Below are 16793 nucleotides of genomic sequence, written 5' to 3' on the forward strand. Positions count from 1 at the left end.
AAAACACCACCTTATTCTTGTACGGTCCCGAAATCGCCGAGCGGCCAGAATACGAAGTTCGTTTTGCCGACGACGTCCTCTTTCGGGACAAAACCGATTTCTCGGCTATCTTTCGAGTTTTGTCGGTTGTCACCCATCACGAAGAATGAACCTTCAGGGACGACCGTTTCGCCCGTCACTTGTTCGAGCGTAAAGTTTTCGGTAAGAGGAAAGCCGTTCATCTGCGCCTGAAAATCTTCTAAATACGGTTCTTCGACCGCCTCACCATTCAAATAAAGCGTATCGTCCCGATATTCGAGCGTGTCGCCAGGAATGGCGATGACGCGTTTAATATAGTCTTTCGATTCCGTCGCGTGGAAGACGATGATATCGCCCCGGTCGAGCTCACCGACGTAATTCGAGATTTTGCTAACGATCATGCGATCGGCATTTTGGAGCGTCGGCATCATTGACTCTCCCTCGACGATGACAGGTACAAAGATGAACGTCCGGATCACGAACGCGATGACGAGCGCCACGACGATCGCCTTAAGCCAACTGAACACTTCTTTCAACTTGCCTCACTCCTCTGTCCGTTTGAACTTATTGTACTAGAAAAAAAGAAGCTTGTCGCAAGCGACAAGCTTAATCCCCATCTTAACGACGGATTTCTTTAATACGTGCTGCTTTACCGCGAAGGTTGCGGAGGTAGTAGAGTTTCGCACGACGGACTTTACCGTAACGAACGACTTCGATTTGCGCGACACGCGGTGAGTGAAGCGGGAATGCACGCTCAACACCTACGCCGTAAGAGATCTTACGGACTGTGAATGTTTCGCTGATGCCGCCACCTTTACGCTTGATGACTACGCCTTCGAAGATCTGGATACGCTCGCGCGTTCCCTCTACGACTTTAACGTGGACACGTACTGTGTCACCAGGACGGAAAGCAGGTACGTCCGATTTGAATTGTTCTTCTGTGATTTCACGGAACAGTTTTTGTGTGTTCATGAATTGTTCTCCTTTTTCTTCAATGTTCATATCTTCATCTGCCCAAGCATCCAATAGCGGAACATCGGTAATCGGTGGGGTTAACCCACATGCTCAAACATAGCATAATTTGGTCAATCGCGCAATGATTCAATGAATTTTTTATCCGCCTTCGACAGGTCAATCCGCTCGAGCAGTTCCGGCCGCCGGCGATACGTGCGTTCGAGCGACCGTTCACGACGCCACGTCTCGATGTTTGCGTGATTGCCAGACAAGAGGACGTCAGGTACCTTAAAGCCACGGAAGTCCGCCGGCCGCGTGTAGTGCGGGTATTCAAGGAGCCCCGTCGAAAACGAGTCATCCTCATGGCTCGCCTGATCGCCGAGCACTTCCGGGATGAGCCGCACCGTCGCATCGATCATGACCATCGCCGCGAGCTCACCACCGGTCATGACGAAATCACCGATTGACACTTCGTCCGTCGCAAGCTCGTCATGGATCCGTTGGTCGAATCCTTCGTAATGGCCGCATAAAAAGATGAGGTGGTCTTCCTTCGCCCACTCCTCTGCCATTTTCTGCGTAAACGGTTTTCCGGTCGGTGTCGTCAAAATGACACGAGGTTTCATCGCATCAAGTGACGCCATCGCATCAAAGATCGGCTGCGGAGTGAGCAACATGCCCGCCCCTCCCCCATACGGGTAATCGTCTACTTTGTGGTGTTTGTTCGTCGAGAAATCACGGAAGTTCGTGAACGCCATCTCGACTTGTCCGAGCGTGCGGGCCCGTCCGACGATTGAATGATCGAGCGGGGCGAACATCTCGGGGAATAACGTTAAAACATCAATCTTCATCGTCGATCATTCCCGGAATCGGGGTGATGACGACACGTTTCGCCTCGACATCGATGTCGCTCACGACCGATTCGATGTACGGGATGAGGGCGTCCGACTTGCCAGGGCGTTTGATGACCCAGACGTCGTTCGCACCAGTCTCGAAGATATCGTCGACGACACCGATGACCTCACCGTCGACGACGGCCTCGCAACCGATGATCTCATGATAGTAAAACTCATGCTCCGGTAACTCGTGGACGTGCTCGACGTGAACGTATAGTTTCATCCCTTTATACTTCTCGACGAGATTGATATGCTCAAGTCCTTTGAACGTGACGAGATGGAACTGCTTATGCGGACGATACGTCGTCACCTCGAACGGGAGCTTCTTGCCATCGACGTCCAAATAGAGCGTCTCGCCTTTCTTGAAGCGTTCGGCCGGGAAATCGGTCGCGGCGAGCAACTTCAGTTCCCCTTTCAAGCCATGGGTATTGGCGATCTTACCTACGTATAACCATTCCATTGTTATGCCTCCTCAAAAAAATGGGCCGACCTCATAAAAGGTCGGCCACATCCTTACTTCGCGTTTTTCGCGTTGTGGAATTTCTCCATGATCCCTGCTTTAGAGAACAAGTTACGTACTGTGTCAGATGGCTTCGCGCCGTCTGCCAACCATTTGAGAGCGAGTTCTTCGTTGATGCGAACTTCTGCTTCTGGTTTTGCAACCGGGTTGTAGTGACCGAGTTGCTCGATGAAACGGCCATCACGTGGTGAACGTGAATCAGCTACAACGATCCGGTAGAAAGGTGATTTGTTTGCGCCCATGCGCTTGAGACGAATTTTAACTGCCATGGTAATATACCTCCATCATGTGTTTAAGAATTGACAACTTTAATAGTATACTGTTTTTTTGCCCGACTGACAAAAGTTTTCTTAGAAGAACGGAAGGCCAAGACCTTTTTTCTTCCCTTTCATTTGTCCTGACATCTGCTTCATGAGCTTCTTCATGTCATCGAACTGTTTGATGAGACGGTTCACTTCCTGGATGGAACGACCGCTCCCTTTTGCGATCCGCTTGCGACGACTCGCGTTGAGCACTTCAGGATTGGAGCGCTCATGCTTTGTCATCGAGCGAATGATCGCCTCGACATGATCGAGTTGCTTCTCGTCGATTTGGACGTTCTTCAACCCTTTCATCTTACCTGCACCAGGTAACATCGAGAGCAATTCATCAATTGGGCCCATGTTTTTCACTTGACCCAACTGCTCGATAAAATCATCGAACGTGAACGATGCATCGCGAATTTTGCTTTCAAGCTCCTTCGCAGCATCTTGGTCCATCTGTGACTCGGCTTTTTCAATGAGTGTGAGTACGTCCCCCATCCCAAGAATCCGTGACGCCATGCGTTCCGGGTGGAATGGTTCGAGGGCATCCAACTTTTCACCGAGACCGACGAACTTAATCGGCGCTCCCGTGACTGCCTTGATTGAAAGGGCTGCCCCACCACGTGTATCACCGTCGAGCTTTGTGAGCACGACGCCGGTGATTCCGAGTTTCTCATTGAAGCTGTCGGCCACATTGACCGCATCTTGACCCGTCATCGCATCGACGACGAGGAAGATTTCATTTGGTTTGGCAATCGTCTTCACGTTTTCGAGTTCGCCCATGAGCGTCTCGTCGATGTGAAGGCGACCGGCCGTATCGATCAACACGAAATCGTGATGATTGGTTTTGGCGTACTCGAGCGCTTTTGTGACGATTTCTTCCGGCTTCACTTGGTCGCCAAGTGAGAACACCGGTAAATCGAGTTGCTTGCCGAGTGTCTCGAGCTGTTTGATGGCCGCGGGCCGATAAATATCCGCCGCGACAAGAAGTGGACTCCGGTTATGCTTTTTGCGAATCAAGTTCGCGAGCTTCCCGGTCGTCGTCGTTTTCCCCGCACCTTGTAACCCGACCATCATGACGACTGTCGGTGGTTTTGGGTTAAATGTGATCGGGACGACGTCGCTTCCCATCAAAGTCGTTAGCTCTTCATGAACGATTTTGACAACTTGTTGGCCCGGTGTCAACGATTTCATGACGTCTTGGCCGATGGCCCGTTCTTTCACGTCGTTGACGAACTGTTTGACCACTTTGAAGTTGACATCGGCTTCAAGGAGAGCGAGACGAACTTCTCTCATCATCTCTTTGACATCTGCTTCGGAAATTTTACCTTTCCCCCGCATTTTCGCCAGTGTCGATTGCAACCGTTCGGATAATCCTTCAAATGCCATGCTTCAGCCCCCTACTCTAAATTCTCAAGCGCCGAAATCGTTCCCGTCGCGTCGGGCGAATGCTCGACTTGACGTTTGAGCGTCTGAAGCAGTTGTTGCCGCTGTTCGAATTTCTCGAACAAGGCCAACTTCTCCTCATACTGCTCAAGCATCGCTTCGGTACGCTTTATGTTATCGTAGACCGCTTGACGGCTGACTTCAAACTCTTCCGCAATCTCTCCGAGCGAGTAGTCATCTAGGTAATAAAGAGACATATAGTTGCGCTGTTTCGGTGTAAGTAGTGCTTGATAAAAATCGAACAAGTAGTTCATTCGATTCGTCTTTTCGAGCGACATGACCTCCACCTCCACATGTTAAGTGAAATCCCTTTACAACTACCAATAGTACAGCCGTCCCTAGCTCTTGTCAAGTTTTTTTCTTAACAGAGAAACTTAGGCGAGGTCATCGTTTGTCTGTTGTTTTTCTTCGAAGATGTCCCCGAATAATCCGTATACGAACTGTTCCGGGTCAAACGCTTGTAAATCATCGATTTTCTCGCCGAGCCCGACATATTTGACAGGGATATCGAGCTCGTTTCGAATCGCGAGCACGATGCCGCCTTTGGCCGTGCCGTCGAGCTTCGTCAAGACGATGCCGCTCACGTTCGTCGCTTGTTTGAACGCTTTCGCCTGGACCATCGCATTCTGCCCTGTCGTCGCGTCAAGGGCGAGCAACACTTCATGCGGTCCGTTCGGCACTTCGCGCTCGATGACCCGCTTCACTTTTTCAAGCTCGTTCATCAAGTTGACCTTGTTTTGCAAACGTCCGGCTGTGTCACAAATCAAGACGTCGACGCCACGTGATTTCGCTGCCTGGACGGCGTCGAACACGACCGCGGCCGGGTCCGAGCCTTCAGCTTGACGGATGACCGGGACGCCGACGCGTTCACCCCATACTTGGAGCTGGTCGATGGCACCGGCCCGGAACGTGTCACCAGCCGCGAGCATGACCGATCGATTTTCCGACTTCAATTGATGAGCGAGCTTGCCGATTGTCGTCGTCTTTCCGACGCCGTTGACGCCGACGAACAAGATGACCGTCAATCCGTCCTGCATGTTCAACTCGCGGTCCGACTCGTCCTCTTGGAGTCGCTTCGCCACGACTTCGACGAGCGCGTCGCGGACGGCGACCGGATCTTTCAAGTTGCGGCGCTTCACTTCTTCTTTCAAATCTTCGACGAGGTCCATCGTCGTCGTCACCCCGACGTCCGCCTGGATGAGCAGATCCTCGAGTTCATCGAAGAAATCCTCATCGACTTCGCGGAACCGATAGACGAGATCGTTGACGGCATTCGCGAACCCGTCCCGCGTCTTCGTCAATCCATCGGTAAACTTTTGTGACGCTTCTTGCGTCGAGGTCGTCAATTTCTCTTTTAGCTTCTTAAAAAAACTCAACTTAATTCCTCCATCTCTTCTTCCGTCTCGACGACGCGCTTCGCTTCAGATAGTTCGACCGAAAGCACCTCGGAGACACCGTTTTGTTGCATCGTCACGCCATAGAGCGTGTCCGCCGCCTCCATCGTCCCTTTGCGGTGGGTGATGATGACGAATTGTGTATCGATTGAGAGCGTGCGGATATATTCCCCGAACCGATGGACGTTCGCCTCGTCAAGCGCCGCCTCCACTTCATCGAGGACGCAGAACGGGACGGGTCTCGTTTTCAGGATGGCGAACAGGAGCGCGATTGCTGTCAACGCCCGTTCTCCGCCCGATAACAGACTGAGCGTCTGTAACTTCTTCCCAGGCGGTTTGGCGACGATTTCGATGCCCGTATTGAGCAGGTCGGACTCGTCGACAAGTTTCAAATCGGCTTCGCCGCCACCGAACAACTCGTTGAACGTCTGTTTGAAATGACCGCGGACGAGTGAATACGTCTCTTTGAACAAACGCGTCACTTCGCGGTCCATCTCGTTGATAATGTCATACAAGTCTTCTTTGGCGCTGACGAGGTCGTCTCGTTGCTCGGATAAGAACGTGAATCGCTCATTGACGAGATCGAACTCCTCGATCGCGTTCAAGTTGACCGGTCCGATCTCTTCGATTTGGCGGACGAGTAGCTTGAACTCTTCTTTTGCCTCATCGAGCGGGATTGTGAGTGTCGGGAGCAGCTCGAGGACGAGTCCTCGCTCCTCGAGCGCGTCGAGTTTCCACTTCCGTTTCAACTCGAGCTCGTTCACTTCGGTCTCGAGCTTACGGACATCCGCCTCGAGCCGCCGACGTACGTCCGACGCCTGTTGTTCTCGCTGTCTGAGAATGCGGTACGACTCTTCTTCGGCGTGCAGCTGTTTCGTATGCAACGCCATCCGCTCTTTCCATCCATCCATCCGTTTGACCGCCTCGACGTGCTCGAGCTCGAGTTCGGCAGACGAGACGACCCGGCCGCTCACCACATGTTCGAGTTCGCGCTCGATCTGCCCGAGACGCGCCGTCTGTTTGGTGACCTCGGCTTCAAGTCGCTCGACTTCCGCACGGACGCGGTCGAGGTCGAGCGTATGCCGTTGACGATCGAGATCGTTTTGACGAATCGCTTCTTGCAGTTGACCTGTCGTCTCAGCACCTTTCGCTTGCTCGCCACGTAACTGCTCAAGCTCGGTCCGAATCGAAGCCTGCAACGCATCGGTTGCTGTGAGCTCTTCGGCGAGACGCGTCAACTCGTTCGTGGCGGATGCGATCGTATGGGCGTAACGCGCCATCTCGTGATCGAACAGCTCGAGTTGTGCTTTGGCGTCTTGCGACACTCGCTCAAGGTTTCTAAACGTTTGTTCCGTCGAACGGAGCGTCTCTTCCGCCTCACGCTTCTTGAGCCTGAGTGACTGGAGCGACTCACGCACTCGGGACATCTCATCGGTGTACGTCGTCACACGCAACTGTTGCTCATGCAACATGGCCAATCCTTGTGTCAACCCTTGCTTCAAGTCATCGAGCTCCCGGGACTGGGTGAACAAGGCGACGCCTTGCTTCCGGCTTCCCCCGGTCATCGAGCCACCAACGTTGACGATATCCCCGTCGAGCGTGACGATGCGATAGCGATAGCCGGTCGTTTGGGCGATCCGGTTGGCGACCTCGAGTGAGCTGGCGACAATCACGGCGCCGAGAAGCGACCGTTTGAGTCGATCATAGGCCGGCTCCGTCTCGACGAGGTCGGCGGCGATGCCGACGAAGCCGTCGACTGATTCGAGACGATGCGCGACTTCACTCGGAACGTAACGTTCCTTCACGTTCGTCATCGGAACGAACGTGGCCCGTCCGGCGTTTGCTTTCCGTAATCGTTCAATCTCGCGACGCCCGACCACTTCCGTCTCGACGACGATATGTTGTTGTGTCTGACCGAGGGCCGTCTCGATGGCGGCCTCATAGGTCGGGAGGACACGAATCAATTCCGCTACCGCACCGAGCACGCCCGGCCCCCGATCTTTCAATACGAATTTGACCGCATGGAAATAGCCTTCATACGACTGTTTCATCCGTTCGAGCAACTCGATCCGATCCTCGGTCTTCTGACGCCGGCGGTCGAGGTCGTGATACGACTGCTCAGCCCGCGACAACTTGTCCCGAAGCGTCGTTTCTTGTTCGGTCAGGTCGGCTTCTTCCGCGAGCAGTGTCTCCCATGTCGCCCGCGCTTGATCGAGACGAGCTTGTTCAGCCTCGAGTGATTCCGTCTGCTCGGTCCGCACGTCGAGGCGGTCCTTGTTCTCACGAAGCAGGCGGGCTTTCGCTTCTTCTGCCTGTTCGATATCGCGCTGTTCCCGCTTTTGTTGGTTGCTGAGCGTGGCGCGCGTCGTCGCCAGTTCGAACGCCTCGCTTTGAAGTTGTTCGATTTCCGCATTAAAATCACGCGTCGCCGCCGTCAATTGCGCGTCGAGCTTGGCGCGTGCCGCTTCCACGGTATGTAACGCCTCGGCTTTGGACGCCATGTCCGCTTTCGCCACGTCCAATGTTTGCGTCAATTGCTCGGTCTCTTCAGCCAATTCGACCCGTTGACGTTCGAGACGTTCCTTCGTCTCCGCCCCGTGCTCTTCCCGGGCTTTCGCGAGCTTGATTTCACCTGTCAACCGTTCAAGCTCAGTCGCTTGGGTCCGTTCTTCTTGGTGGAGCGTGTCTAGCGTTTCTCGATCAGCGGCGAGTGTCGCCTCAAGCGTCGTCCGCTCTTCAGAAATCGCGGTCAATGTGGCGTCTTGCTCGGCGAGATTTGTCTCGGCCGTTCGCATGTGCTCAGACGTACGAGTGATGCCTGTAGCAAGCTCTGTAATCTCAGCGCCAAGAATACCCGTCTCGAGCTCATCGTGACGCGCTTTGGCGACTTGATATTCGCGTGCGAGCGCGGCCTGTTCCCGGAGCGGCTCGACCCGGTCGGCGAGTTCATACAAGATGTCGTCGACTCGTGACAAGTTCAGCTCGGTGTCCTGGAGCTTCCGTTCGGCTTGTTTTTTACGCTGCCGGTACTTCAAGACTCCGGCCGCTTCTTCGATGACGGTCCGACGGTCTTCAGGTTTCCCCGAGATGACCTGCTCGACCCGGCCTTGACCGATGATGGCGAACGCATCACGCGACAGACCCGTGTCCATGAACAGATCAATCACATCTTTGAGACGGCACGGTTTCTTGTTCATGAAGTAGTCGCTATCGCCACTCCGTGTCACGCGGCGCGTCACACTCACTTCCTCGTACGGCAATCGTAAATGGGCGTCCGTGTTGTCTAGGACGAGCGTCACTTCGGCGACGTTGCGATGGTTCTCGCCTTCACTGCCGGCAAAGATGACGTCTTCCATTTTCGCTCCGCGGAGCGATTTGGCCGACTGCTCACCGAGTACCCAGCGAACAGCGTCCGATATATTTGATTTTCCGCTCCCGTTCGGTCCAACCACGGCTGTGACGCCGGGACGAAAATCCAGTTCAATCCGCTTGGCAAACGATTTAAAGCCAGCGAGTTCGATTCGTTTTAAGTGCATCGTGACCATCCTATCCTCAGTAAGCATTCATTTGTTTATTTTACCACAGTTGCCAGTTCGTCAAAATGCTAGAATCATGCTATTCTAAAAAGAACTGTAGAAAGGGGTACGACCGATGACGAACGAACAAATGATTGAGGAAATTCTCGACAAAATGAATATCATCAACCGCGGCGCCATTAAAGCGGAAGAATATAACCGTGCAGACGCCTCGGCCGTCAAAGAGATTTACGACTACGTGATGAACCGCTCGTCGCTGTCGATCTCTGAAGTGGATGGGATCGTCGAAGAACTTGGACAATTGACGTAACGAGATGACAGAAAAGGAGTGGACCACAATCGGTCCACTCCTTTTCTTATAGGCCGGCGTACTGGCGGTTGAATTCGATTAACGCTTCTTTCGCCGCGAGCTGCTCGGCTTCTTTCTTCGATCGGCCGATGCCTTCGCCGACGATATCGTCTGATAGACGGGCATGGGCGACAAATTCCCGGCTATGCGCCGGACCACGCTCTTCGATGATCGTGTACGAGACAGGACCTAGTCCTTCCCGTTGCACACTCTCTTGGAGCTGGCTCTTATAATCGGTCTGTTCTTCAAACACACCGGCTAAGACTTTCGGAAAAACCGCTTCGGCGAGGAACTGTTCAACTGGTTCAATCCCTTGGTCCAGATAGAGCGCGCCGATGTACGATTCGAACACATCTGCGAGTAGCGCCGGACGCTTCCGCCCGCCGGTCAACTCTTCACCTTTCCCAAGCAAGATAAAATCAGAGAAAGCATAGGCTTCCGCAAAGTTGACGAGTGATGGCTCACAGACGATGGCCGCCCGCAACTTCGTTAATTCCCCCTCGGAGCGCTCCGGATACGTCTCATACAAAAACCGAGACACCGTCAACTCAAGCACCGCGTCGCCTAAAAATTCTAAGCGCTCATTGTCTTTTTTCAGACCGCGTTGTTCGTTGACGTATGAGGAGTGGGTGAACGCTTGCATCAATAGGTCTTGGTTCGTGAATCGAACCGATAGTCGTTCTTCAAGTGCTTTGAACTGCTCGAGAATCCGAGACCGTTCGAGCTCATTTCGTCGGCGTCGTTGCGCCGACCCTTGACGGTCAAACCGTCGCTTGTCCTTTGTCATAATTCCCTCCGTGTATAAGCACAAGCCCACCGCTCGTGACGAGCGGTGGGAGGCTTGATTACAATTTAGTTTCGATGTAAGCGACGACGTCGCCGACAGTCGCGAGCTTCTCTGCATCTTCGTCTTCGATCGTGATATCGAACTTGTCTTCAAGGTCCATGACCATTTCCATTACTTCGAGCGAGTCCGCACCGAGGTCATCCTTGAATGATTTGTCGGCTGTGATCTCAGATACGTCTTTCCCGAGTTTCTCTGCCACTGCTGCTTGTACGTCTACTAAGATTTGTTCTGTTGTCATGATAAAATCCCTCCAAATTAAAGTATATAAAATGTGTTCCGATTGGTAAAGTTCTGATTTCAAGCCATCGTCATGCCGCCATCGACAGCGATCGTCTGACCCGTTACGTAGGCCGCTTGGCTTGAGGCGAGGAATGAGACGAGGTTCGCCACATCTTCGACTTGTCCGAAACGGTTGAACGGGATTTGACCGAGCGTCGCCTCGCGTTGCGCGTCTGTCAACGCGTCGGTCATGTCCGTCTGGATGAAACCAGGACAGACGGCGTTCACCGTCACATGCCGTCCGGCGAGTTCACGCGCGACCGACTTCGTCAGGCCGATGAGTCCGGCTTTCGCCGCCGCGTAGTTCGCCTGTCCAGCGTTCCCCGTAATGCCGACGACCGAGGCGATATTGATGATTCGTCCCGACTTCGACTTCAAGAGCGTCCGCGTCGCGGCTTGCGACGTCAAGAACGCACCTTTCAAGTTCGTCGACAACACATCATCAAAATCCGCCTCTTTCATCCGCATGAGCAGACCGTCCCGCGTGATGCCCGCATTGTTGACGAGACAATCGATGCGTCCGAACGTATCGACCGCCGTCTTGATGAGCGCCTTCACATCGTCGCTGTTCGAGACGTCCGCTTTGACGGCGATCGCCTCGCCACCGTTCGCTTCGATCTCGTTGACGACGGCGTTCGCTTTCTCAACACTACCCGAGTAATTCACGACGACTCGAAAGCCGTCTTCCCCTAAACGCTTCGCGATGGCAGCCCCGATTCCTCGAGATGCGCCTGTCACGATTGCTACTTGGTCATGCACGTACTTCTCCTCCTAACGCGGCCACCTCTTCGAGCGTCGTCGCCTGTTTGATCGTCACCTTCGAATCGATCCGTTTGATGAGACCCGACAGCGGTGACGTCGGACCGAACTCGATGAACGTGTCAACGCCAGCGTCGATCGCTTTGCGGACACATGCTTCGAATCGGACCGAGGCGTACAGTTGCTCAGTGAGAAGTGCTTTCAATTTTTCCGGGTCGGTATGGACATCGGCATCGACGTTTGAAATGATCCCGATCGCCGCCGGTTTGAACGGCGACGAGGCGAGCACATCTTTGAACCGCGTCGCGGCCGGCATCATGTACGAGCTGTGGAACGCCCCAGAGACGTTCAGCGGTAAGACGCGTTTCGCGCCCGCCTCTTTCAAGTCTGTTTCGGCCTGTTTGACCGCATCGATGTGCCCTGAGATGACGAACTGACCCGGGCAGTTGTAGTTGGCGATTTGTACAAGGTTCCCGCTAGCACTGATTTTCTCCGTCACATGGAACGCTTCGTCGACATCGGTCATACCGATGACGGCAGCCATCGTACCATCCTTCACTTCAGACATCAACTTGCCGCGCTCGTGGACGAGCACACTCGCCTCTTCCAAGTCGATGACGCCGGCGACGACGAGTGCCGCATATTCTCCTACGCTGTGACCGATCACCAAGTCTGGAGCGGCGCCCGTTTTAGCGTGAGCTTGTGCGAGTGAAGCCGCATGCGCCACGATGGCCGGTTGGGCCACCTCGGTCCGTTGAAGCTCTTCTTTTGATCCTGCCGCCATGGCGTCGAGTAAATCAAATCCGAGGCGACGGTTGATCGCTTGCAGTTGTTCAGGATTGTCGAGGAACGTTTCGCCCATGCCGACGGCTTGTGACCCTTGTCCCGGAAATACCCATGCTGTTTTCCCCATGTACTCACCTTCTTTTAATTAGTTTGTGGCTTTTGCTTGTTTGATTTTCGTGACGACGTCGTGATCGACCATGATTTTCGCCTGTTTGAGCGCGCTCATGATGGCGAGCGCGTCACTCGAACCATGCGCTTTGATGACCGGGGCGTTGATGCCGAACAAGCCGGCGCCTCCTTGTTCCCGATAATCTAATGTTTGTTTCAATCGTTTTAACTTCGGTTTTAAGACGAGAGCGGCGAGCTTCGAAACGAGATCGCTCGTGAACTGCTCCTTCATCATTTTCATGAGCATCGACGACGAGCCTTCAACGCCTTTGAGCAAGATGTTTCCAGCGAATCCTTCCGTGACGATGACATCGACATCACCGGACATCGCCTCGCGCGCTTCCACGTTGCCGACAAAGTGGACCGGGGCTTGCTCAAGGAGGGGGTACGCCTCTTTCGTGAGGGCGTTTCCTTTTCCAGCCTCGGTCCCGATGTTCAATAGCGCGACGCGCGGACGTGTGACGCCGCGGACGTGCTCAGCGTAGAGCGAGCCCATGATCGCATAGTCGACCAAGTGCTCAGGCTTCGCGTCCGGGTTGGCCCCGACGTCTAAAATGACGACACCGCTACCCGTGTATGTAGGGAACGTAGGTGACAACGCAGGACGTTCAATGCCGGGAATCCGTCCGATGACGAACAACGACACCGCCATGAGGGCGCCCGTATTCCCGGCCGAGACGAGGGCGTCGGCCTCTCCGTCTTTGACGAGTTTGGCCGCTACGACGAGTGAGCTGTCCTTCTTACGACGGACGGCTCGGACCGGTTCGTCGTCCCCGGTGATGATTTCGCTCGCTGGAACGATTTTAATTCGCGGGTCGGTCAACCCGTAAGAAGCGAGTTTGACCTCATCTCCGACTAAAAACAGTTCCATCGATTCGTTCGGGAATGCGTCGGCAAACTGTTTGACACCTTCCACGATCGCTTTCGGGGCGTGGTCCCCGCCCATTGCATCAATTGCTAATTTCATGCCTGTTCCTCCTCACCGCGACGATAGATCGTGAAGTCTCCGCTAAAGACACACTCTTCGCCGACATAACTATCCACTGTGACGTCCGTTCTTCCGTCTCGACGCAGTTTGATTACACGAGCCTTGGCAACGACTCGCTCTCCAAGATGTACTTGGCGACTAAAGCGGATCTCCGCCTTAGTGGTCAACGCCAATTCATCATTGATGAGCGCCACCGCTAACGAGTTAGCCTGGGCGAACAATACATGTCCCCGGGCGATCTCATTGCGGCTAAAGACGTGTTCTCTCTCTATGTCGAGAACCGAGATGGCCGATTCATCGAGCTTCAAGTCAATCATATCACCGATGACCTCGCTCATGGCGAGCGACTTCACTTCATCGAGGTGTTCTGAGGCTACATGCTTGATCCGCTCTCTCACTTCCGGGATTTTTAATTCCATCCGATCGAGACGAATCGTTTGAATACTGACGGCGAACTGTTTCGACAGCTCTTCGTCTTTGATGAACGGGTTACGATCAATCGTTTCTTGCAATAAGCGTTGCCGCTCTTTCTTAGGTACCCGCATTCAGTTCCCTCCTAAACTCTATGCTAAAGAACTTAATACCTGGTACTAATAGCAGTATATATTCTTTAGATTGTATTTTCAAGTGTTGTTTCTCATTCCAAGCGTACCCCGACAAGTAAGTCGAGTCGCTTCAAGTACTGACGGAGCGGTGCGTACGTCGCTTCACTCCAAAACGCCTCGCTGCCGAGCAATCGGACCGCGTCTTGCATCGCCACTTCCATGACTTTTAAATCGAGTACGGGGTCGGCGACGCGGAAGCTCGGGAGACCGCTCTGCGCCGTCCCAAAGAAATCACCGGCACCGCGCAGCTCCAAATCTTTCTCGGCCAACACGAAGCCATCGTTCGTCTCCGTCATCGTCTTCAAGCGAAGTTTCCCGACATCTGACTTCGGGTCTCCTACCAATATACAATAAGATTGGTCGGCGCCTCGACCGACACGCCCCCGCAACTGGTGCAGTTGCGCCAATCCGAACCGTTCCGCATCATGGATGATGATGAGTGACGCGTTCGGGACGTTGACGCCGACCTCGACGACAGTCGTCGAGACGAGGATTTGGAGCGTGTTGCTAGCAAACGCCTTCATGACGTCATCTTTCTCGGTGCTCGACAGTTTTCCGTGCATGAGACCGACAGCATAGTTCGGGAAGCGCTCCCGTAACACTTCATAAAGCGCGGTCGCACTCTCGACTTCGAGCGTGTCCGATTCCTCGATGAGCGGCGCGATCACGTACGCTTGGCGTCCAAGCGTCAGTTCACGGTCGACCATCGCATGGACCCGGTCGATTTGGTCGGTCTTGGCCCAATACGTCTCGATCGGCTTTCGACCGGCCGGCATCTCATCAATCGTCGACACGTCCATCTCGCCGAAAGCGCTGATGGCAAGTGTCCGCGGGATCGGCGTCGCCGTCATGTAGAGCACGTCGGCAAGTTCAGCCTTGTCGCGGAGCATCTTGCGTTGTTCGACCCCAAAGCGGTGTTGCTCGTCGGTGATGGCCAAATGAAGGCGTGAGAACTCGACCGGTCCTTGAATCAAGGCATGGGTCCCGACGATGATATCGACATCCCCCACTTTGATCGCCTGGAGCAACTCATTGCGGGCCTTGCCCTTGACCGAACTCGTCAACAACCCGACCCGAATCCCATACGGTTCGAACAGCGCTTGGAGCGAGGCGAGATGTTGTTCGGCCAAAATCTCGGTCGGGACCATGAGTGCCCCTTGATAGCCTGCGCTCACTGTCGCATACAAGGCGATCGCGGCAACGACTGTCTTTCCGCTCCCGACATCCCCTTGTAACAGCCGATTCATCCGTTCCGGTTTCTCAAGGTCCAAAACAATCTCTCGGATGACACGCGTCTGTGCCCCGGTCAGCGGGAACGCGAGTTGTTTGACGAACTCGTTCAACTGTTGCTTATCGAGCATCAGGGCGCGTCCTTTGCCCGATCGTTCCATCTTGCGGAACGCTTGGAGCTTCAATTGATAGAGCAGACATTCTTCATACACATAGCTTCGGCGTGCCTGCTTATACGTCTCGACCGAATCAGGGAAATGCATCCCTGTTAACATCGTCTCCCGGTCCCAGAGGCGATAGCGTTGCCGAATCGATTCGGGCAGGCGATCCTCGAACGAGGTCGTCTGTTCGAACGCAAGCTTGACGATCCGACTGAAATTTTTTTGCGTCAATCCGGACCGAAGTGAATAGATGGGTTGCAACCCGTCCGACAGTTCACCGAACTCGAGGTCGGTCGCGCTGATTGTCATCCGGTTCATGTCCCATTTCCCTTTGACCGTCACGGTCGCACCGAGCGTGAGCTTGTCCTTATAGAACGCCCGATTGAACATCGTCACATGGACGACGTAGCGCTCCTCGAGCAGCAGACGGAATTGAAGCCGGTTCTTGCCTTTGCTGTAATAGCGAACGAGCGGTTCCGCCTGGACGGTCCCGCTCCATTTGACGAGGTCGCCGTGGATGGCAGTCGTCACGGTGCCGCTATTATAATTTTCATAACGAAACGGGACGTGCTCCAGCACGTCCTCGATTCGTTCGAGACCCATCGCCTCTAATTTTTTAGCCATCTCTGGCCCGACTCCTTTGAGCGTCGTCAACGCCTCACTTCTTGACATTTTCTTTCTCTCCAAAGATGTTTCGTTCGAGACGTCGGGCCGTCGGCGTATTAGCGAGACCACCGCGAGCCGTCTCTTTCAAAGCAGTCGGCATCATTTGACCAATCTCATGCATCGCCGAGATGACCTCATCACAAGGGATGCGCGACGTGATGCCGGCGAGGGCCATATCGGCCGCGACGATCGCGTTTGCCCCGCCCATGGCGTTCCGTTTGACGCACGGTACTTCGACGAGGCCGGCCACCGGGTCACAGACGAGACCGAGCATGTTTTTCAAGGCGATCGCAAATGCTGTCGCCGATTGTTCCGGCGTGCCACCGGCCGCTTCGACGATGGCCGCCGCGGCCATCCCGGTCGCAGACCCGACTTCCGCCTGACAACCACCGGCTGCTCCCGAGATGGATGCGTTATTGGCGACGACGAAGCCGAACGCACCTGACGTGAACAAATAGCGGACCATCGCGTCACGGTCCATCTCCAGACGTTCTTTGACCGCAAACAACGTACCCGGTACGACACCTGCGCTTCCAGCCGTCGGGGTCGCACAAATACGTCCCATCGCCGCATTGACTTCATTCGTCCCGATCGCTTTGGCGACCGCATCTAAAATCAAATCCCCGGCGAGCGATTTGCCGGAACGGATATAGTCGGTCATGAGCACGGCGTCGTTCCCCGTGAGACCCGTCACGGACGTCACGCCTTCGAGGGCCCGTGCGACCGCTTCTTCCATCACTTCTAGATTGCGCTCCATCATGCCGACGACGTCTTCACGCGTCGAGCGTCTGACGTGCACTTCTTGCTCGATCATCACTTCTGAGATCGGGATACCTCGCTCTGTTGCCGTTCTGACTAATTCTTCTACTGATTTAAACATATTGGTGTCTCC

The 16793-nt window shown here is 54.3% G+C and carries 18 protein-coding genes; 1 reads left to right on the plus strand and 17 read right to left on the minus strand.

Going from position 1 to position 16793, the window contains the following annotated elements; genetic code table 11:
* Positions 1-11 precede the first annotated feature (11 nt).
* The 9 genes from lepB to smc form a co-directional block, all read right to left on the minus strand.
* Positions 12-554, minus strand: coding sequence for a signal peptidase I (gene lepB / locus EVJ34_RS02085; protein ID WP_131433892.1), 543 nt, complete (start codon positions 552-554; stop codon positions 12-14).
* A gap of 82 nt (positions 555-636) precedes the next feature.
* Positions 637-990 (minus strand): 50S ribosomal protein L19, encoded by a 354-nt coding sequence (gene rplS / locus EVJ34_RS02090; protein ID WP_015881369.1) that lies wholly within the window; start codon positions 988-990, stop codon positions 637-639.
* A 113-nt stretch (positions 991-1103) separates the two neighbouring features.
* The gene (trmD, locus tag EVJ34_RS02095) at positions 1104-1820 is read right to left on the minus strand and encodes a tRNA (guanosine(37)-N1)-methyltransferase TrmD (RefSeq protein WP_131484580.1); all 717 of its coding nucleotides are present in this window, start codon (positions 1818-1820) and stop codon (positions 1104-1106) included.
* A complete protein-coding gene (gene rimM, locus EVJ34_RS02100) occupies positions 1810-2325 on the minus strand; it encodes a ribosome maturation factor RimM (RefSeq protein ID WP_131433888.1) in 516 nt (171 codons plus the stop codon). The genes trmD and rimM overlap by 11 nt, the downstream gene beginning before the upstream one ends.
* Positions 2326-2378: 53 nt before the next feature.
* A complete protein-coding gene (rpsP, locus tag EVJ34_RS02105; RefSeq protein WP_021067098.1) occupies positions 2379-2654 on the minus strand; it encodes a 30S ribosomal protein S16 in 276 nt (91 codons plus the stop codon).
* A gap of 81 nt (positions 2655-2735) precedes the next feature.
* Positions 2736-4076, minus strand: a complete 1341-nt coding sequence (gene ffh / locus EVJ34_RS02110; RefSeq protein WP_021067097.1) for a signal recognition particle protein — start codon at positions 4074-4076, stop codon at positions 2736-2738.
* Between the two features lie 11 nt (positions 4077-4087).
* Positions 4088-4411, minus strand: coding sequence for a putative DNA-binding protein (locus EVJ34_RS02115; RefSeq protein WP_131433886.1), 324 nt, complete (start codon positions 4409-4411; stop codon positions 4088-4090).
* 96 nt (positions 4412-4507) lie between these two features.
* Entirely contained in the window at positions 4508-5509 is a 1002-nt protein-coding gene (gene ftsY / locus EVJ34_RS02120; RefSeq protein WP_131433884.1) for a signal recognition particle-docking protein FtsY, read from the minus strand.
* Positions 5506-9063: a chromosome segregation protein SMC gene (gene smc / locus EVJ34_RS02125; protein WP_201739910.1), complete on the minus strand. Its 3558-nt coding sequence runs from the start codon at positions 9061-9063 to the stop codon at positions 5506-5508. The genes ftsY and smc overlap by 4 nt, the downstream gene beginning before the upstream one ends.
* A 115-nt stretch (positions 9064-9178) precedes the next feature.
* On the opposite strand from smc, the gene EVJ34_RS02130 reads away from it, so the two are divergent.
* On the plus strand, positions 9179-9373 hold the full coding sequence (locus EVJ34_RS02130; RefSeq protein ID WP_021067093.1) for a DUF1128 family protein: 195 nt from the start codon (positions 9179-9181) through the stop codon (positions 9371-9373).
* 46 nt (positions 9374-9419) lie between these two features.
* Here EVJ34_RS02130 and rnc read toward each other — a convergent pair whose 3' ends face one another.
* The 8 genes from rnc to sdaAA all read right to left on the minus strand — a co-directional run bounded on the left by rnc (position 9420) and on the right by sdaAA (position 16781).
* A complete protein-coding gene (gene rnc / locus EVJ34_RS02135) occupies positions 9420-10199 on the minus strand; it encodes a ribonuclease III (protein WP_131433880.1) in 780 nt (259 codons plus the stop codon).
* Positions 10200-10257: 58 nt separating this feature from the next.
* Positions 10258-10497, minus strand: coding sequence for an acyl carrier protein (acpP, locus tag EVJ34_RS02140; RefSeq protein WP_021067091.1), 240 nt, complete (start codon positions 10495-10497; stop codon positions 10258-10260).
* Between the two features lie 59 nt (positions 10498-10556).
* Positions 10557-11297, minus strand: a complete 741-nt coding sequence (fabG, locus tag EVJ34_RS02145) for a 3-oxoacyl-[acyl-carrier-protein] reductase (protein WP_131433878.1) — start codon at positions 11295-11297, stop codon at positions 10557-10559.
* On the minus strand, positions 11290-12210 hold the full coding sequence (gene fabD / locus EVJ34_RS02150; RefSeq protein WP_131484582.1) for an ACP S-malonyltransferase: 921 nt from the start codon (positions 12208-12210) through the stop codon (positions 11290-11292). Before fabD ends, fabG begins: the two co-directional genes overlap by 8 nt.
* Before the next feature lie 18 nt (positions 12211-12228).
* Positions 12229-13218: a phosphate acyltransferase PlsX gene (gene plsX, locus EVJ34_RS02155; protein WP_131433874.1), complete on the minus strand. Its 990-nt coding sequence runs from the start codon at positions 13216-13218 to the stop codon at positions 12229-12231.
* Positions 13215-13784, minus strand: a complete 570-nt coding sequence (gene fapR / locus EVJ34_RS02160; RefSeq protein WP_131433872.1) for a transcription factor FapR — start codon at positions 13782-13784, stop codon at positions 13215-13217. Before fapR ends, plsX begins: the two co-directional genes overlap by 4 nt.
* 92 nt (positions 13785-13876) lie before the next feature.
* Positions 13877-15907 (minus strand): ATP-dependent DNA helicase RecG, encoded by a 2031-nt coding sequence (gene recG, locus EVJ34_RS02165; RefSeq protein WP_131433870.1) that lies wholly within the window; start codon positions 15905-15907, stop codon positions 13877-13879.
* Complete coding sequence (gene sdaAA, locus EVJ34_RS02170; RefSeq protein ID WP_131433868.1) at positions 15894-16781, minus strand: L-serine ammonia-lyase, iron-sulfur-dependent, subunit alpha; 888 nt, start codon at positions 16779-16781, stop codon at positions 15894-15896. The genes recG and sdaAA overlap by 14 nt, the downstream gene beginning before the upstream one ends.
* Positions 16782-16793 lie beyond the last annotated feature (12 nt).

The sequence above is a fragment of the Exiguobacterium sp. SL-9 genome (genome assembly GCF_004336985.1).
In the GTDB taxonomy this organism is placed as follows: domain Bacteria; phylum Bacillota; class Bacilli; order Exiguobacteriales; family Exiguobacteriaceae; genus Exiguobacterium.